This window comes from Butyrivibrio sp. NATIVEDY162 (genome assembly GCF_045999815.1).
Lineage (GTDB): Bacteria > Bacillota > Clostridia > Lachnospirales > Lachnospiraceae > Butyrivibrio.
In genome coordinates this window covers 3341636-3359385 of the sequence record NZ_CP172573.1, presented here as the reverse complement: position 1 = coordinate 3359385, position 17750 = coordinate 3341636, and the positions used below count along the sequence as shown (strand labels likewise).

General features: G+C 40.5%; 15 protein-coding genes, 4 tRNA genes and 1 riboswitch. Of the genes, 2 read left to right on the top strand and 17 right to left on the bottom strand.

Annotation, left to right across the window (positions count from 1 at the left end):
• The 12 genes from ACHCNF_RS14640 to ACHCNF_RS14585 all read right to left on the bottom strand — a co-directional run bounded on the left by ACHCNF_RS14640 (nucleotide 1) and on the right by ACHCNF_RS14585 (nucleotide 12784).
• Nucleotides 1-753 carry an IMP cyclohydrolase gene (locus ACHCNF_RS14640; protein WP_408070480.1) on the bottom strand — a complete coding sequence of 251 codons (753 nt, stop codon included), beginning with the start codon at nucleotides 751-753 and terminating at the stop codon, nucleotides 1-3.
• A gap of 4 nt (nucleotides 754-757) precedes the next feature.
• Nucleotides 758-841, bottom strand: a riboswitch (ZMP/ZTP riboswitch).
• Between the two features lie 38 nt (nucleotides 842-879).
• Nucleotides 880-1506, bottom strand: coding sequence for a haloacid dehalogenase-like hydrolase (locus tag ACHCNF_RS14635; protein ID WP_408070479.1), 627 nt, complete (start codon nucleotides 1504-1506; stop codon nucleotides 880-882).
• 17 nt (nucleotides 1507-1523) lie between these two features.
• Nucleotides 1524-2834, bottom strand: coding sequence for a sortase domain-containing protein (locus tag ACHCNF_RS14630; RefSeq protein ID WP_408070478.1), 1311 nt, complete (start codon nucleotides 2832-2834; stop codon nucleotides 1524-1526).
• Nucleotides 2835-2928: 94 nt separating this feature from the next.
• On the bottom strand, nucleotides 2929-4773 hold the full coding sequence (locus ACHCNF_RS14625; protein WP_408070477.1) for a right-handed parallel beta-helix repeat-containing protein: 1845 nt from the start codon (nucleotides 4771-4773) through the stop codon (nucleotides 2929-2931).
• 156 nt (nucleotides 4774-4929) lie between these two features.
• Complete coding sequence (locus tag ACHCNF_RS14620) at nucleotides 4930-6783, bottom strand: cellulase family glycosylhydrolase (RefSeq protein WP_408070476.1); 1854 nt, start codon at nucleotides 6781-6783, stop codon at nucleotides 4930-4932.
• A gap of 22 nt (nucleotides 6784-6805) precedes the next feature.
• A complete protein-coding gene (locus tag ACHCNF_RS14615) occupies nucleotides 6806-7672 on the bottom strand; it encodes a carbohydrate ABC transporter permease (RefSeq protein ID WP_408070475.1) in 867 nt (288 codons plus the stop codon).
• A complete protein-coding gene (locus tag ACHCNF_RS14610) occupies nucleotides 7665-8540 on the bottom strand; it encodes a carbohydrate ABC transporter permease (RefSeq protein ID WP_408070474.1) in 876 nt (291 codons plus the stop codon). Before ACHCNF_RS14610 ends, ACHCNF_RS14615 begins: the two co-directional genes overlap by 8 nt.
• Nucleotides 8541-8542: 2 nt before the next feature.
• On the bottom strand, nucleotides 8543-9868 hold the full coding sequence (locus ACHCNF_RS14605) for an ABC transporter substrate-binding protein (RefSeq protein WP_408070473.1): 1326 nt from the start codon (nucleotides 9866-9868) through the stop codon (nucleotides 8543-8545).
• Nucleotides 9869-10218: 350 nt separating this feature from the next.
• On the bottom strand, nucleotides 10219-10581 hold the full coding sequence (locus ACHCNF_RS14600; protein ID WP_408070472.1) for a helix-turn-helix domain-containing protein: 363 nt from the start codon (nucleotides 10579-10581) through the stop codon (nucleotides 10219-10221).
• Between the two features lie 7 nt (nucleotides 10582-10588).
• Nucleotides 10589-11620 (bottom strand): LacI family DNA-binding transcriptional regulator, encoded by a 1032-nt coding sequence (locus tag ACHCNF_RS14595; RefSeq protein ID WP_408070471.1) that lies wholly within the window; start codon nucleotides 11618-11620, stop codon nucleotides 10589-10591.
• Between the two features lie 334 nt (nucleotides 11621-11954).
• Nucleotides 11955-12371: a hypothetical protein gene (locus ACHCNF_RS14590; RefSeq protein WP_408070470.1), complete on the bottom strand. Its 417-nt coding sequence runs from the start codon at nucleotides 12369-12371 to the stop codon at nucleotides 11955-11957.
• A 152-nt stretch (nucleotides 12372-12523) separates the two neighbouring features.
• Nucleotides 12524-12784, bottom strand: a complete 261-nt coding sequence (locus tag ACHCNF_RS14585; RefSeq protein WP_026511227.1) for a hypothetical protein — start codon at nucleotides 12782-12784, stop codon at nucleotides 12524-12526.
• A 192-nt stretch (nucleotides 12785-12976) separates the two neighbouring features.
• Here ACHCNF_RS14585 and ACHCNF_RS14580 point away from each other — a divergent pair, with 192 nt between their 5' ends.
• Nucleotides 12977-13147, top strand: a complete 171-nt coding sequence (locus tag ACHCNF_RS14580; RefSeq protein WP_408070469.1) for a hypothetical protein — start codon at nucleotides 12977-12979, stop codon at nucleotides 13145-13147.
• 39 nt (nucleotides 13148-13186) lie between these two features.
• On the opposite strand, the gene ACHCNF_RS14575 is transcribed toward ACHCNF_RS14580, so the two are convergent.
• The 4 genes from ACHCNF_RS14575 to ACHCNF_RS14560 form a co-directional block, all read right to left on the bottom strand.
• Nucleotides 13187-13259, bottom strand: a tRNA-Lys gene (locus ACHCNF_RS14575).
• Between the two features lie 35 nt (nucleotides 13260-13294).
• A tRNA-Gln gene (locus ACHCNF_RS14570) sits at nucleotides 13295-13366 on the bottom strand.
• Nucleotides 13367-13481: 115 nt separating this feature from the next.
• Nucleotides 13482-13555: transfer RNA gene (locus ACHCNF_RS14565), tRNA-His, on the bottom strand.
• Between the two features lie 28 nt (nucleotides 13556-13583).
• A tRNA-Arg gene (locus ACHCNF_RS14560) sits at nucleotides 13584-13657 on the bottom strand.
• A 249-nt stretch (nucleotides 13658-13906) separates the two neighbouring features.
• Here ACHCNF_RS14560 and ACHCNF_RS14555 point away from each other — a divergent pair.
• Entirely contained in the window at nucleotides 13907-15259 is a 1353-nt protein-coding gene (locus tag ACHCNF_RS14555) for an MATE family efflux transporter (protein WP_408070468.1), read from the top strand.
• An 83-nt stretch (nucleotides 15260-15342) separates the two neighbouring features.
• Here ACHCNF_RS14555 and ACHCNF_RS14550 read toward each other — a convergent pair whose 3' ends face one another.
• The gene (locus ACHCNF_RS14550) at nucleotides 15343-17472 is read right to left on the bottom strand and encodes a hypothetical protein (protein ID WP_408070467.1); all 2130 of its coding nucleotides are present in this window, start codon (nucleotides 17470-17472) and stop codon (nucleotides 15343-15345) included.
• Nucleotides 17473-17750: the final 278 nt, after the last annotated feature.

The window sequence follows — 17750 nt, the reverse complement described above, 5'->3', positions numbered from 1 at the left end:
TTACTTAACATTCTTGTTGATGATTCTTGTCTCGTATTTTCCGGTTTCTATATCAATATATCTTGTGAAAAGCGAAACCTTGTTGTCATCATTAAGATTTTCCCAAACCATTTTGGTGAACTCATCGATATCTCCGCTGATTTCTACCTCTGTAGGCTCGCCTTCATAGCTGGGAAGCGGATTTCCATCACCCATGTAGGTATGGATAAAGTAGCCTTTTCCTGCCTTAGGGTTTTCATAAGTATATGTAAATCTCAGGCAGCTTGAAGGGTCATTGTGATCACTTTTCAGAATTGACATCGAGATGTCGTACTTGCCATCCTCAATATGCATAAGGCCTGAAATTCTGGGTGTGTAGTTCGGAGCATCCGGCTCGAATTCCCTTGTTCTAAGTGACTCTTCAAATGACTGTCCTGCCTCCATGAGCTCATAAATCGTATCAGTCTGATCACCGTTTGTAACGATGGTATAATCACCTCTCACACGAACAGGTGCATATATTATAAGGCTTGGATCCTCGAGCTTTGCAGGATCAAAGGCCTCTGTACGGATGCCTTCTCCCTCTTCTACAAAAACTCTGTTTCTGCTGTTCTCACTTCTGCCCATGATAAAGTAAGCAGTTACTGCGTACTTCCCATCAGCGCTTGTTCCGATAACAATTCCTCGTCCCGGATAAGAATTTGAATTCAGTTCATTAGCAAGATTAACCATTGCCTCTCCTTTCGAAATAAAAAGACCGCCTGAACTAGCCATATCACACGGCTGCCCAGGCGGTCGACATATCATTATCAGTTGCACTCCCCTGTGGTTACCCACTCATCCGCCAGTCGTGCAACACAATTACTGTAAACTAAATCCATCAAAATTTCAACTACATTTTTAAATATGAATCCTCCAACCGGTATCAATCTGTTTTCTTACTTTCTTCATGGTATCGGGATCAAGATGAGGCCAGTTTGTAACTCTCTGTGCCTTATCTGTAACGAAATGTGCATTCTCCGCACACAGCGCTATAGGCGTATCCGATAACGAGTCCGAATAGAAATGTTCTATAAAGGGAAGATCGTTATCTATCATATATCTGGATTTTTCTTTGGCGTACATCAGGTTATTAGTAAAAACTCCGGTCTCTCTGTCAAACTCCGTAGCTGCAAACTTAACCCCAAGTCTTCTGGCAATAGGCTCGATTATGCAGGACGGCGAAGCGCTTATAATAAGGTCATTTGGTTTCTTCTGGTCAAGGTACCAGGGTGAAATTTTTCTCTCATTTTTGTCCCAAAACTTTTCTATAAGGACATCGAAATCATCCACCTTACCAAGTATTGTAAACAGATGCCTCATAAGCAGATAGCTTGGGAGCTTACCCATCTTATACAAAACTGCATCAATGAACAAACGCGGCAGGAACATAAAGCACAAAACCGGCTTTCTTCTCATACAAAAAAGCGTAAAGTCAATCGTGCTGTTAGGGTAGTAGATTGTTCCATCAAAATCGTAAACATTCATCTTTTGCTACCTTATCATCACTCTTCCACACGAACTCCAAGTATTACAAATCTAAGCTCATCCTTGGCTGTGCATGTAGAAAGTGTGATCACTTTACTGTCACTGTTTACAGGAAACTCGGAATCCATATAGGATTTGCGTCTGACTGCCTCTGCGTCAGCAACAAAAGCCTTGGCTGCATCACTTACATAATCATAGATCACATAATGATCCGGAACATCCATATAAGCAAAAATCTTATACTTATAGATTCCTTCAGGGGTTATTATCTCAAAATACTGATGATCGTTATAATATGAGGGATCTTCCCGATATTTTCTAAGGTTGCCAAACATGGTTTTATCCTTCATGTTATGACCATAAATTATGGAATTTGAGTCTTCAAAGTCCGCTGCAGATCTGCTGTCCAGGAAAATCGCACCTGTTTCTGAAGCATTACCGTCGCTGTCTATGCTAAGGTACTTTTCATTGTTATCGGTATGCATGATTGGATAGCTTATAGTCTCATCCTCCATGGAAATCCAGCCAACGGCCTCGGGGTGCTCCTCCATAAAGGACTTTATTTTCTCTTCCGCAGCCTTTGCTGCTTGCGAATCCTCCGCAGTATCTGTTTTGTTTGATTTTGAATCGGAAGTTTCAACTTTTTCTGAAATTTGGCCTGCCTGCCCGTCCTCATTTTTAGTAACTACAGCTGATTTTTCTTCACTCTTAGTCTCTTCATCTGTCTTTACTTCACTCTCAGGCTCTTGCGGAGTTTCTTTTGTATCATCAGGCATTTGCGCATGTTCCTGAGAAGTCTCTTCTTCCTGCTCAGCAGCCTGTACTGTCTCTTCTTCCTGTGCAGTGGATTGTACTGTTTCTTCTTCCTGTGCAGTGGATTGTACTGTTTCTTCTTCAGGTTCAGTGGGCTGTGCTGTTTCTTCTTCCTGCTCAACTGCCTGTGAAGTATTTTCTTCCTGATCAGTTACTTTGGTCTCATCCAGGCTGACTGCATCTGAATTATCAGTAGTGCTATCTGCCAAAACAGAACCATTTTCCTGATCGGCAGAACTTTGTCTTCTTATATTGGTTACCAGACGCCATCCTGCCACAAGTACGATAGCAACAACCAGAATACCTGCTATATATACAGCCTTTTTCCTCAAAAAGCCAAATACTTTACGTATAGCTGCAAAAATCTTTTCCGGAATATACAGCAAAAGACTTAATACAGTAATGACGCCAAGTGTAAAGAAAGTCACTCCCTTTGCATGTTCCTTATGCTTTTCATTATATGACTTGGCACCAAGTACCATTTTAGTAAATAATTTCTTTTTAAAACCGCTCACAAATACACTTCCTTAAAAAATAGTCAGCATTTAGTATACCGCCACATTCCTCTTTCTTGCAAGCAGTGAAGAAACCTAAAATCTATACAGCTTTTTATGATCTGATATATTTATCAATCAGGTATTCAACTCGCTTCTGAGTCCACTCAGCACCTACGCCATATTCTATCATCAGCTCCATTGAGCCGCCTTCAAAGGGCTTTGCAGCTTCCTGGGCCGCTGCTTCTTTATCATTTATCCATTTTCGCTGTTCCTGTGTGAGCTGTTCCATTTCCTCTTCGGACAATGTGCCTCCAAGATACGACCAGATTTTGTTTATAAGCGCATCCCACAGATAGAACTTCTCGTAAGACAGAGAATTAAGCGTCTGCTGGTCAAGAACCTTATCACCATTTATCTCTTTATCAAGTTCAGATTGTTTTGCAACTGCCTTATCATATAAATCGACCAGATCAACTGAGTTATTAATATCAGACATAGTAATTATGTCACCGCTAACCCGCTCTGTATCCTCTACCGAGCAGTCTTCCATAGTCACATTATAGTTCGAGAAATTATTGTACTCATTTCCTTTAAATGTACACTTCTTGAAAATCACATCATCATACTCTGACATTTCAACAAAATAGCAATTGTTGGAGTTGATAACATTATCAGTAAATTCGCAATTTTCAAACGTTATAGAATACATCGATGAAAGACATATCATGGACATGTCACGGCAGTCATGGAATTTGCAATTATTAAAGCTAAGATTACCGCTGTTCCGAAGACTCAGCATGCCATATGTACACTCATAAATATCGGTATTTTCAACCTCAAGATTATACAAACTATCGGCCTCTATTCCATAGGTACCGGAGCCGTATAGCTTACAGTTTTCAACCTTTACGCCACTTGACCCTTGAAAATACAAAACACTTCCACTGCAGTATCCGGGTTCAACCTCATGACCTACTGTAAGCCCCTTAAGTCTGACATTCGAACAATAATCAAAATTAAGCACAGGGCTATACGCTTCGCCAATAACTATCTGAACTTCAGCACCATCTTCTGCTTCAAGAGCAAGATTAGACACACCACTTATCGTATAGTCATAACCGCTATTTTGAACATATTTGTTTCCAACCGTATTTTTGGGAATACCACTCATGTTATAGACACCAGCTTTGAGGATTATCTTTTTATTATTCCCGATTTCATTTAACAGAGACTCCGCATTATCCACAGTAACTGTATCAAAATAGCGAAGTGAATCCTGATCCTTAAGCTTTGGAGAGTCCTCTCTGAGATAGTAATCCGTTGTAACGGAGCTATAGCCGTATTCATCATCCTCGTAGCTGTATTCATATGCCGTAAGAAGCATATCATCTACTCTTGTAAGCTTTTTCTTTAGTACATCATCATCTTCTGATCCGGAAAAACCATAGCACCACTTGGAGTTTGCGCAGCCATCATATGCCGGTTCTTCATATCTTATAAGCTCATTTCCAAAAACTCTTAACGTAGTCTCGTAATAATCATATTTATGGTTTGTGATGTATTTGCCGTCTTTTTCTTGTATATCAAAGCTGGCATTAAGTGCTTCATCATCCTGCGCCATAGTTATGTTGTCATATACGTCACCATCCTTGTACTCGGAATGGTACGATGTATAAACAAGAACCCATTTTCCGGAGATATCATCACTGTCTGAGCTCTCTGCCTGAGCTTCTGTGCTTTTCTCAGAATCTGTAGTTACACTGTTCCCACCATCTTCCGCACTGCTATCTGTATCGTTATCAGTGGTATTTTCTGTGCTCTCAGACACATTTTCACTACTTTTACTCTGATCAGCGGTATTGCCCTGACTATTTTGTGTGTTTCCACCACATCCCGTAATCAACAATGCAGCTATGAGGCATCCTACTGCCTTCTTCATGAACTCTTTTCTCTTCATTGCACTTTTCCTCCATACGATCAGGATAATGAATAAAAAATGACTATTCATGTAATTTCAATAGATATCTTTATAGTATCAATACGTCTTATCTATCCGCAATAGTATCTCTGAAAAAACGGAGTTCGTGAAGATTTATTTGTTTTTTAATCCGGTTTACATTTTTGAAAAATCGTTATTTTCATATAAAAATGTCACTGATTCCACAGTTTCATTACTGCCGGGCGCCAGGAATAATCTGAAATTGTAGTATGGTTTCTCATCACTTATATTTGATACATTCCTGATTTCTTCATAGCTATTTCCATCCTCTGATGCGCAAAGCCTGATTTTGTCCGGGTCGCCGCATAGTTCCACATTAACACTTTTTATAGGAATGGATGATCTGTATTCAATATAACCCTCTTCAAATTCAGAATTATTGAATATTTTTCCATCACTGCACTTTATGCAAAGGCTGTGAAAACTGCTGTAGGTGCGACGAATCTCAGTAGGATTGGGATCATCAATCGAAACAGTGATAAGGTCAAGCGGATCAACCAGCTTGTGGCAGACATTTTTCACGGTAACTATATTGGACCAAATGCCCTTACCGCTGTCATTACAAGCTCTTAATCTATAGGAATAAGTGCGTCCGTCCAAAGCAGTTTCGTCATTAAAGCCCGCGATGCAGTCCCTGTCATCCTCCCAGTTTCTTCCGCTGTCATATACCTTTTCATTTTCAGAAGCTATTGTTACCCAGCTTTCATCATCTGTATCATCAGTCGCTATCCCTTCATAGCGTTGAATTTCATAGTAGGCGCCTCCCACGACGCCACGCCATTTTATGTCAGATACACTGCCTCCCTTAAAGCTCTCTTCATATAAAAGCGGTGCTTCATCAGTTTCCGGTGGAGGAATAGGGATACATTTCGCCTCTTCATAATTTGTGGCATTTTTATTCACAATCTGAGCATAGGCATAAATGCTTCGCAGAATCTCACGTTCTCCGTAATAGCTTCCTGCCGGGAAACCGGGCCAATGGTATGAAGCCCAGTACCCATCCTCGTCATGAAAATAGAATCCGTACCCGTCCTTGTGAGCCCTGAGGCTCCACATCATAACTCCGCTGGCATTATGTTTCATAGCCTCTTCAAATACGCGGTTACAGGGTTCAGCAGCAACATATGTCCCAAACTCACCAAGAATATAGGGCTTTCCTGATTCGCAGTGAATGATATCCGTTTCATCCGCACATCTCTTTGCAAAATCTCCTTCATAGTAATGAGCCCCCAGAATATCTGATGGGTTATCACTTTTTCTGCTGCTTGTTGTGGTGGACATTCTGCCATCAAGAACCAGATGATTTGAATCAATGCTTTTGATAAAGCCTACAATATCCCTCGTCCACTCAGTAAGCACAGCATCATGCTTCTCCTGAGCATTTGGATTTCCACCCAGCTCATTTCCGGTCTCCCAGCATAGAATTGCCTTATCTTCCTTGTAAATCACACCGGAAACAGTATTTTTTCTGTTTAAAAGATGCTCTATCATCTGCTTGAAATAGCATCTCGGTTTTTCTTCAGTAAAAAATTTCCACGCCCATTCATAGAAGGTTCCTCTCCTTGGAGTATCGCCTTCAGAGAGCCCTGCCATCCAAACATAACTCTCCATTCCACCTACCCAGTGCCAATGATCCACAAGTGGGATTATCACTCTGATTCCATGCTTATTACAGACCGAAAGCAGGTTATCAAGGGCATTTAGGGCATCTTCATTAAATATGAGGTTGTTATTTTTATCAATTCCCGTGACGTATGCCCATTTTTCATTCTGACTGTTGAAAACAGGTATGACATAGGTTCTTGTGACCCTGCCGCCCATCGTCTTTATAGTCTTTATTGCATTCTCCTGCTCCCAGGGCTTATCGCTTGTGGCCTGAGGATAGTTGAGGGATATGAACCTCAACTCCTCATCACCATCCATAAGCTTTGTACCTTCACATGTTATAAAATTTTTAAAACTACTCACTAAACCTTCTCCTATATTATGGTTATTTCACCGCTCCGTCGGTAACACCGCTTATGATGTATTTTTGCAGAAAAACATAAATGATGATTGTCGGCACAGCAACAAGTATTATCGCTGCTGACATCAGCGGCCACTCCGCCAGTTTATCTCCCGAGAATGAATACAGGCCTGTGGCTGCTGTTTTAATCTTGGGCATATACATGTAAGGTGTGAAAAAGTCGTTATAAATGCCAAGGAGTTTTAATATAACCGTCGTTGCTATTGCAGGCTTAAGCTGAGGGAGAATGATCTTATAATATATCTGGAGCCTTGAAGCCCCATCTATCCTCGCACTCTCGTCCAAAGCCTTAGGAACCTGATTTATAAACTGCATGAAAATATATATCTGCATGATATCAGTTCCTATATAGAGAATGATTCCCGCAAAAATTGAATTGTACAGTCCCAGAGTTTTTATTATCTGAAACGTTGCTATGGTCACAGTCATTCCGGGGATAAAGGTTGGAATAAGAAATGCCATATAGACAAGCATTTTACATTTAAAATTGAACCTTGAAAGCGTGTATGCAACCATGGTTCCGAAAAGAATTGCAAGAGGTACGCTTATCAATACCAAAATCGCAGTATTCATGAAGCCTGTCACAAATTTTCCCTCATTGAAGGCTCTTATATAATTTGCAAAATTCATTATATTTTCAGGGATGGAGTACACACCTTTCATCATATACTCATCGTTCGACTTAAGTGATACATTAAGAATTATGAACAACGGGGCAAATACACCTATTACTCCTATAACCAATAGAAAATATATACAAAATCTTCCAATCTTATTATTTATAACAAACGGAGAGGGAGGCATATCCTTCATTTTTTTAACTTTACTCATCTGCTTTTTCCTCTCTGAGAAGAACTTTTTGAACCAACACAAGGAGAATTATCATAATAAGAAGTATGACACCCATTGTCGCTGCTTTTCCGTACTTTCTGTAGTTATAGGCCAGTTCAAGAGACTTGCTGATAAAGGTTGCGGTTCTTCCGTTTGGTCCTCCCTTTGTTATAAGGAAAGGCTCGAAGTACACCTGTAATGCGCCGTTTAAACTTAGTAGCAGCGATACCTTCAGCATGCTCTTTATATTAGGAAAAGTGATATATGCTATTGTTTCAAAAAATCCGGCTCCATCTATTCTTGCCGCTTCGTACACTTCACTGGGAATTGACTGTAGGGCAGCCAGGTAAATTACCATGGTATACCCTACATATTTCCAAAAACTTATGAAAGACAAAGCAAAATTAGTCATATAGGAAGAACTTATAAAGTGTACAGAGCTTACCCCAAGAGCATTCAGAACAAGGTTAATAGGAGAATTGCTGTAGTCATAGATGTAGTTGAACATAAAAGCAACTGCTACACCGTTGATAATATAGGGCATAAATAAAATCGCCCTGAATGTGGTTTTCATTCTGATGTTGCTGTTAAGGAGAACTGCCAGAAAAAGGCCTGCAAATTGCTGCAGGATAGCCGTCAGTACATAAGCCATGTTGTTGGCAAATGTACTAAACAGTTCCTTCTGGCTGAGTATATCTTTATAGTTCCTGATTCCTATGTACTTCAGATCAGGGCTCATACCGTTCCAGTCAGTAAAGCTTAGCTGGATAAGCTTGGCTAAAGGATAGTACGAAAACAGCCCCAACAAAATCATAGGAATAAACAAAAATCCAATGATCAAAATTCTATCTTTTGCTTTTGAACTCATTCTTAATTTCCTTCTACCCAGTTAGGGCGCTCTGCAGCCCATTTTGCATTCCACTCGTCGATAAGTTCCTTTGCCTTATCGTCGTCCTGTTCCATTACATAAGTAAGAAAGAACTGCTGGCCATCAAGCTCAATGGCATTTTTGATATTGCTGAACTCTGCTGTTCCAACGATAGGTGAAAGCGGCTCTACCCCATAGCTAAGAAGCTCAGCTACAAAAGGATCATCAACCTTGATGTTCTTATTGGAAGGAATATCTGCATCACTGATAGGATTTTCAAGCATATATGTCAAAAAAGCCTTTGCGAGTTCCGGACTCTGTGTATCCTTGGATATTCCCCACTGTTTTCCTGAACCTGCTTTTATATTTTTCGCACCCGGGAAAGGGAACATGCCAATATCTTCAGGGTTTGCACCAAGCTCCACAAACTGCGTAGGAAGCCATGTCTCAGAATAATGCATAGCCACTTTACCCTGTGCAAGATCAAGCTTGAACTGATCCCAGTTAGCTGACATGATGTCATCCTCAAGCTCACCCTTCTTATTGAGGTTTCTTAAAATATTCATTGAATCAAGCATCACCTCATCATAGATTTCATCCTGTTGGGCATACTTGTTTTCTCCGCGTTCATCTCCTGCTGTTAAGTTAACTTCACCCCATCCACACCAGGCGAAGATTGGCCATACATCCTTGAAGGCAGTTCCCACAGGTGTGATTCCGGCATCCTTTAACTTGTCGCAGTCAGCATAGAATTCGTCAACAGTTTTCGGTACTTCTTCGATTCCTGCAGCCTTAAATGCCTGCTTGTTATAAATCATTCCGCAGTAGGAAACCGTAAGCGGAAGCACATAGAGATTGCCGTCAGAACCTCGTCCGTTCTCATAAAAAAGAATGTCATCTGCTGTAAATTTAAGATCATCTATAGGAAGAAAATAATCTGCGTAAGAATCCTGGTTAATAGGATCAACTACATAAAACAGGTCCGGAGCTTCACCGCCTGCTATTCTGGTAGCTACTACGTCGTCATATTCCTTAATTGTCTCGAATTCAACTGTAGTTCCGGGATTTTCTTCCATGAACTTTGCAGCATAAGCATTAAGGTCATCCTCAAGATCTGTTCTGTTACTTGCTACAACGATTTTCCCTGAAAGTTCTGTATTCCCTGTATCTTCTTTATTTTCCGCACTGCCTGTACCCGCTTCTTCAGAATTCTCAGTATTATCTGTATTTACCTCAGCATTTACACTTTCTTTACTCTGTGATCCGCATGCAGCCAGCGAAGATGCTGCCATAATCATAGTCAGTCCAACTGCTATTTTTCTCTTCATAATTATCCTCCAATACTTTTAATTCAAGTTTTTTAGCTAATATAAGTTGCAACTTCTGTGATTATGTTACTTTAATTTACTTATTTTTTAAATTACATAAATTTGTATTTGTATGCATATTTTTAGGTAATTTTACTTTATTTTTCTTTTTAGTCGGCTGACCGTCATTATCGGATCCTTTTTTTGTATGCCAGTGCCTCCCTTAGCCTGTTTACATTTGCGGTATAATTTCCAGACTGACGCCTTGAATTCAGTCTACCTATAAAGAAAGATCTTCAAACGCAAAAAAGGACTTCGCCCAGATGATAATCTATCATCTAAAGCGAAAGCCCCGATCCTTAACCAATATTTCAATATAATACCCGCTCGCGATATTGTCTTGGAGACATATTAAACCTTCTCCTAAAAGCCCTGCCAAAGCTGACCACATCCTCGTATCCCACCAGAATACCTATTTCATATATCTTGGTCCTGGGATCACGTAACAGTTCAATCGCATGACTCATTCTCACATCGAGAAGATAATCCGTATATTTCTTACCCGTTTGCAGTTTGAAAAAGTTGCTAAAATATGATGTATTTAAGTCAACTGCTTCTGCGACCTCCTTCAGCGGTAACTGCCTCGCATAATTTTCGTTTATATATTGCTTTGCCATGCCGATTCTGCTATAAGAGCCTCTGCGGGCAATTCCTGAACCATCTTTATATAACATATACTAATTAAAACTCCGTAAATAACTTTTTAACACTCTTTTTCTCTACAAGATGTCCTGTTACAATATGCGTTTTGGAAGATACCTCCTTGTTTCGAATAAGCTTATCAAGTATCTCCACAGTCTTTTTGACCATCACAGGCATGTCTACCTCATAGGTTGTAATCTCAATGTCACATGTTCCGGGAAAAATAAAATTATCATACCCAACAACCGATATATCATCCGGCACCTTATATCCCTCTTTTTCAAGCTTCTTAATCAAAACACCGGCTGTCAGATCACAGTTACAGACAAAAGCTGTAGGCATCTTCTTCGGAATCTGCATAACCTCAGGTGAGAAGATTATACCGGTTTTCTCATCTCTATCCTCAATGATCCATTTATCGTTTATTTTCTTTCCATGCTCCATCATCGACTTTAAATAACCCAAATATCTGTCTGTTATGGAAGATGTTTTGAGCACAGAACCTACAAAAGCAATGTCGGTGTGTCCATTATCAAATAGATAATTGGTCAGGTAATACCCACCATAAAAATTATCCGATACTATAGAATGAACTTCCTCACTGTTATCATTAAAATCCAGATATTGTACCGGCACGGTCAGCTTTGATCTGACAAAATCGCAGTATTCCCTCGAAAATTGTCCAAGAAATATTACCCCACTTACATTGCCCTCAATTACAAGGTTCGGAAGAATGAGCTCCTTCTCAGAATCATATTGCACAAGCTCGAGCAGATTAAAATACCCTGCTGATGATAGTTCTACCGACAGCATCTGGTACATCTGAAGATAAAAAGAGTTGTATTTACTAAAATGCTTCTCATGGATCAGTATTCCTATGCTCTGTCCTTTATTGGTATTAATCTTCTCAGCTGCTGAGGGTAGTCTGTATCCCAGTTCATCTGCAAGAGCTACAATCTTGGCCCTTAACTCTTCGCCTACTCCCTTCTGCCCTGAAAGCGCCTTAGAAACCGTAACAACGCTTACTCCAAGTTTTTCTGCTATATCTGCCAGTTTCACTGCTTTTCCCATTTCAATCTCCAATCAGCTAATTTAATCATTTAGCAAGTTAATTTTAGCTAATTAGATTATAATAAATTTAGCTAAATAAATCAACACATGAATTACAATGCTTAGCTGAGCGTTTTTATTAGCATCAGGTAATAAACGCCTAATATCAAATGAATTGAAAAATGGAAAAAGAAAAAAGCCTTGAAACGCTGACATTTCCTACGTTTCAAGGCTTTTATTTTAATGAGACACGTGGGAATCGAACCCAGTTAATCTTTTTTAAGAAATCCAGTAAAGAAGGAGGTTTCCACACATCAGCCGTGTCTTAAGGTAATCAATTTGGTAATCAATAAAACTATTTTGTAATCAATCCAAAATGTCTCTCTAATGCCAAAAGATAGTCATTACTTATAGCTTCTTCAGGACATGCGAGCAATGTCGTTTCTCCTGTAATCCTACTGGTTCCAATATGACTATCCATCGTTTTTATCACATCCATTCCAAGTAGGATATTACCTGTTGTATAAGGTGTTACTCTAACCGGAATATCAGTAAATTTCAATCCACCTACTTCTATCTTATCAGCAAGAACACTAATAGCCATTCCTTTGTAAGATTTTATAAAACTATCCGTTTCGCTCCTCAGTTGATTATTGGAAATAGTATTAATGCTTTCTACGCCATTTATAACTGATAAACTCTCTCTATGATACTTAACAGCATCATCAACCAGTTGTTGTATTTCCGCATCAGTCCAACATAGAGTCCTCAACGGAATCAAAACACCATGTGCACCGGTGTCTACTTTTATTCCAGACTGTCTAATCCCCGGGAAATATATAGATTCTCCATGAATACCATATATATCAGACTTGAAATCACATCTAAATTCCAAACTTTTTTGTAAGCTTTAACTCTAAAAAATCAGTCATAAATTGCAGCATCCTCATCTTCATAGAATTTGGGCTGATATATCACAGTAGTCTTCCCGAATCGATTTCGTATCTTCTCAATCTCTGTATCATCTTTTGTATTCTCATCACAAAAATATACTATATCAAAACCATCCTCCCTTACAGTCTCCGGATTTATGAATACCCACACTCCATATAAGTCCGACAGCTGTTCTGGCTCAACATGCATTCCAACTCTAAGATCTTCCATTGTTAGTTTAGCTTTAACCATAGCATTACCTCTCTTTCAAAACTTCTCAAGAAAGCATTCTCTTGGCACTTTTAATGTTACACTCTTAACGTGAAAAAGCAATTAATTTTGTCAAAAATATTTCGTTGAAAAATTATGATAATCCGTGGTCCTCATGCTTTCCACCGAAACGCCTGCACTGACTTTATAAATGAGTCTGGCGGAGACGCTTACATGGCTTCCATGATCTTCGGTAACAGCCCTCAAACTATCAATCAGAACTACTTCACTACTTCAAATATGAGGACTGCTCGTGAGACACTAAACAAGAGAAAACCCGGGCAGAAAAATGGTAATCATAACAAGCGTTTGGTAATCAATATTTTTGACAATAAAAAAATCTGAGACGCAGATATTATCTACATCTCAGACCTATTAAACCAATGAGACACGTGGGAATCGAACCCACGACAACTTGATTAAAAGTCAAGTGCTCTACCAACTGAGCTAGTATCTCATATATATAAACTGCAAAAGCAGTGATATATCAAACTGGGCTAGCGGGATTCGAACCCACGAGTGCAGCAGTCAAAGTGCTGTGCCTTACCGCTTGGCGATAGCCCATCATACACAATAACTACGCTCGGCGAAAGAATTCCTAAAACAAATCCTAATCTAATAATAACTCAGAATTCATGATAATTAAATTCCTAAGTCATCGCCCTTTCAAATAAAAAAGGGTGGATAGTGGGACTCGAACCCACGGTCTCCAGAACCACAATCTGGCGCGCTAACCAACTGCGCCATACCCACCATACACTCAGATTATTTATCTGAAAAATGTGCCCGAAGGGATTCGAACCCCCGACCCACGGCTTAGAAGGCCGTTGCTCTATCCAGCTGAGCTACGGACACATATTCGTTGCAATCTTGCAGCGACATTTATAAAGTATAATGTAGAGTCGCATTATTGTCAATAAGAAATTTGAATTTTTTTTGCAACTTCTTTTCATATTATATACTATCAATATTTCGTCTGCAACCTTCCTTAAGTTACCATTGCAAAGATGCACAATTCTCTGCGATAATTAAAAGGATATGACTTCTTGAATGCAAAAAGAAAAGTGTTCAGCAAATCAATATTCTATACATTAGGAGCAATTTATGTCACGTTTTTTTGGGGATAAAGATTTTTATAATAAATTAGTAAGGCTCACTTTGCCTATCGCTTTTCAGAGTTTAATGCTGGCAGCCGTAGCTGCTGCTGATGCAGTAATGCTTGGCAGAATAGAGCAGGATCAAATGGCTGCTGTTTCGCTTGCTACGCAAATCCAATTTGTTCAGAATATGGTTCTTACCGCAGCCACAGCTGCCGGTGCCATTCTTGGTGCGCAGTATTATGGCAAAAAAGATAAGGATACTATAAATAAGATATTTGGCATGATGATCAGGGCAGTCGGATTTGTTTCTATATTAACTGCAGCAGGATGCATTATTATTCCGGAGCTCCTGATGCATATTTTCACTCATGATGAAAATCTTATTAGCATTGGTGCATCCTATCTCAGAATAGCAGGATGGTCATATATCATGACGGGAATATGTGAATGCTACCTTGTAGTCATGAGAGTTACCGATCACGTCAACCGAAGCGCTCTCATAAGTACCTGTGCCGTATTGATAAATATTGTTCTGAACTCTGTCTTTATTTTTGGTCTGTTTGGACTTCCTGCCATGGGCGCTAACGGAGCAGCTCTCGCCACACTTATAGCCAGAGCCATTGAGCTTGCATGGGCTGTTACATCTGCACATCAGAAGCGCTTTTTGCACCCGAATTACCGCTATATTTTCAGCTTTTTCCCGGGCCTTGAAAAAGACTTCATTAAGGTATCCTTACCTCTACTTGGAGGCGGTCTTTTCTGGGGTGTCGGCTTTACATCATACACTGCTATTATGGGGCATCTTGGAAGCGACGCTGCTGCCGCCAATTCAGTCGCTGCTGTTGTTCGCGATCTTTTTTGTTGTATGTGTAATGGCATAAGCAGCGCAGGCGGAATCATGGTTGGAAACGAGCTTGGCGCAAGAAAACTTGATAAAGGAAAGGAATATGGTATAAGGCTTGCAAAGATTTCCTACATTATCGGTTTTTTATGCACTGCACTGGTTCTCCTTGTGACCTATCCGGTAGTAAATATGATGAAACTCACTGATTCAGCAAAAAGTCTTCTGATCGGAATGATGATCGTCATGGCATTCTATATGATCGGGCGATGTGTTAATACCATCATTATAAATGGCATATTCAGCGCCGGGGGCGATACTTTATTTGATGTATACAGTCTTGCTGTATGTATGTGGGGCCTTGCAATTCCCACAGCGTTCCTTGGTGCATTTGTTTTCCACTGGCCGATAGTTGCGGTTTATGCCTGCACATGTCTTGACGAAGTCGGAAAAATCCCTTGGGTTATGTATCATTTTCAAAAATACAACTGGGTAAAAGATCTTACTCGAAAATAGTTGCTTACGCGAAATGGCTGTGAAAATCCAAACAATTTTCACAGCCATTTTTAATAAAATCTGTCGAACACTTTTAAGCGGAGTCAGTTATATTTGCATATCATTCTGGTGCCTTTAACGCGGCTTATTTTATAATTTATGCCTTTACTAATGGAATCCTTGATATAGGCATCCAAAACCTCTTTATAGCTCCGTTTTCCGTCCTTTTCATAATGAGAAATCAATGAAAGGAATTCATCATTCTCATACTCAACGTATAGTGCTTCTTCGTCTTCCATTTTGATCAATATAAAGTCTTTGCCATCATCTGCCTGTATTCTGGTGTACTCAAAGTCCTCGCTCTTAAGGAAGTCCTCAATGCCGCTAACGTCGCCAAGCATAGCATCAGTCGTTTGTTCAAAGGTGTCAGGAGCAACTGCAGGCGTTTCGTCCAGGCCGGATGCTCCGGCATCTTCAGGTGCAGCCATCTCTTCCATAACGATATCCGGTAAAGCTTCAGATGTTTCATCATCAAGTGCCATATCTTCTTCACTAAGAAGCATCTCAGAGGCAGGAATTTCAACATCCGGAATTTCAAGATCCAGTTCAGGCAATTCTATCTGAATATCATCCGTGAAAACTTCTTCGGAAGTCTCTTCAACTTCAATAGGTTCCTCTAAAATCGCTAATTCTTCCTCTATTGAAAGATCAGACATTTCTACTTCTTCAGAAGCATTATCAGTTGCCTCCGGCATGCTCTCTTCTGTCATCTCTTCAAGCACAATATCAGGCAGGCTTTCCTCCTGTGCAGGAATTGGCTCTTCTGCTGCAGGTGGTTCTTCAGCTACTACAGGTATCTCTTCAACCGCAGGAATCACTTCTGCCACAGGTGCTTCTTCTGCTGCCGGCGTTGATATCTCTTCTACTGCAGGTGTTTCTTCTACCGCAGGAACTGGTACCTCTTCTGCTACCGGAGCTTCTTCTGCTGCTGGCATTGGTATTTCTTCTGCCACTGGTACTTCTTCCACTGCTGGAACTGCTATCTCTTCTACTGCAGGTGCTGCTTCTTCTGCAACAGGTGCTGCCTCTGCCACCGGTATTTCTTCTGCTGCCGGCATTTCTTCTGCTACCTGTGCTTCTTCTACCGCTGGAATCGGCATTTCTTCTGCTACCGGTGCTTCTTCCACTGCTGGAACTGCTATCTCTTCTACTGCAGGTGCTGCTTCTTCTGCTGCAGGGATTTCTTCAGCTACTACAGATATCTCTTCAACCGCAGGAATCTCTTCTGCCACAGGTGCTTCTTCTGCTGCCGGCGTTGATATCTCTTCTACTGCAGGTGCCTCTTCCGCCACTACAGGTATCTCTTCTACCACAGGAATTTCTTCTGCCACAGGTACTTCTGCTGCTGGAACCGGTATTTCTTCAACTGCAGGAGTCTCTTCTGCTACAGGGATTTCTTCTACGGCTGGAATCTCTTCTGCCACAGGTGCTTCTTCTGCTGCCGGAACTGGTATATCTTCTACAGCTGGTGCTTCTTCTGCTGCTGCAGGGATTTCTTCTGCTACTACAGGTATCTCTTCAACCGCAGGAATCTCTTCTTCCACAGGTGCTTCTTCTGCTGTCGGCGTTGATATCTCTTCTACTGCAGGTGCCTCTTCCGCTACTACTGGTATCTCTTCTACCACAGGAATCTCTTCTGCCACAGGTGCTTCTTCTACTGCCGGAACTGGTATTTCTTCTACAGCTGGTGCTTCTTCTGCTGCTGCAGGGATTTCTTCTGCTACTACAGGTATCTCTTCAACCGCAGGAATCTCTTCTTCCACAGGTGCTTCTGCTGCTGGAACCGGTATTTCTTCAACTGCAGGAGTCTCTTCTGCTACAGGGATTTCTTCTGCTACTACAGGTATCTCTTCTGCCACAGGTGCTTCTTCTACTGCCGGAACTGGTATATCTTCTACTGCAGGTGCCTCTTCTTCTGCTGCAGGTATTTCTTCTACCGCAGGTACCGGTATTTCCACTGCTGCCGGTGTTTCTTCTACAACAGTTGCTGCCTCAGCTGCTTTGGCTGCCTCTTGTGCTTCAAAAGCTGCAACCTCCTCAGCGAAAGCAATTTTGTCCTTATTTATATCTACCTCAGCTGCATTTACTTCATCCACAGGGGTAGCCTTTTTTCTAGTAGCTCTGGGTTTCTTTTCAGGCACTGGAGCCTGCTCTTGTTCATTTGTATTTCCCATAATTAATCTCCTTTGAGAAGAAATAACAATCCTACATATATATTATCTTTTATACTTACTCAAATGAGAAATTAACTTCTTATAAAATTACTAAATTCTTTGTTACTTTTGCAGATTTACATAGTTTTCAGTACAAGGCATTCCGGACAAAACACTATAAATAAGAAAAAATACTCACATTCATATTAAAAAGAGTTGTGGCAATCATAAATGCCATTAAGAATGATAATGTTTTCTTCATTTTTGCCTCCTTTTTAGAAAAACATTTTTGAAGCACA

Excerpts from the sequence above, each read along its gene's own strand:
- ACHCNF_RS14550 (WP_408070467.1), bottom strand. The coding sequence starts at position 17,472 with ATGGGAAATACAAATGAACAAGAGCAGGCTCCAGTGCCTGAAAAGAAA.
- ACHCNF_RS14610 (WP_408070474.1), bottom strand. The coding sequence starts at position 8,540 with ATGAGTTCAAAAGCAAAAGATAGAATTTTGATCATTGGATTTTTGTTT.
- ACHCNF_RS14600 (WP_408070472.1), bottom strand. The coding sequence starts at position 10,581 with ATGTTATATAAAGATGGTTCAGGAATTGCCCGCAGAGGCTCTTATAGC.
- ACHCNF_RS14625 (WP_408070477.1), bottom strand. The coding sequence starts at position 4,773 with ATGAAGAGAAAAGAGTTCATGAAGAAGGCAGTAGGATGCCTCATAGCT.
- ACHCNF_RS14585 (WP_026511227.1), bottom strand. The coding sequence starts at position 12,784 with ATGGTTAAAGCTAAACTAACAATGGAAGATCTTAGAGTTGGAATGCAT.
- ACHCNF_RS14635 (WP_408070479.1), bottom strand. The coding sequence starts at position 1,506 with ATGAATGTTTACGATTTTGATGGAACAATCTACTACCCTAACAGCACG.
- ACHCNF_RS14580 (WP_408070469.1), top strand. The coding sequence starts at position 12,977 with ATGGCTTCCATGATCTTCGGTAACAGCCCTCAAACTATCAATCAGAAC.
- ACHCNF_RS14555 (WP_408070468.1), top strand. The coding sequence starts at position 13,907 with ATGTCACGTTTTTTTGGGGATAAAGATTTTTATAATAAATTAGTAAGG.
- ACHCNF_RS14640 (WP_408070480.1), bottom strand. The coding sequence starts at position 753 with ATGGCTAGTTCAGGCGGTCTTTTTATTTCGAAAGGAGAGGCAATGGTT.
- ACHCNF_RS14615 (WP_408070475.1), bottom strand. The coding sequence starts at position 7,672 with ATGAGTAAAGTTAAAAAAATGAAGGATATGCCTCCCTCTCCGTTTGTT.
- ACHCNF_RS14605 (WP_408070473.1), bottom strand. The coding sequence starts at position 9,868 with ATGAAGAGAAAAATAGCAGTTGGACTGACTATGATTATGGCAGCATCT.
- ACHCNF_RS14595 (WP_408070471.1), bottom strand. The coding sequence starts at position 11,620 with ATGGGAAAAGCAGTGAAACTGGCAGATATAGCAGAAAAACTTGGAGTA.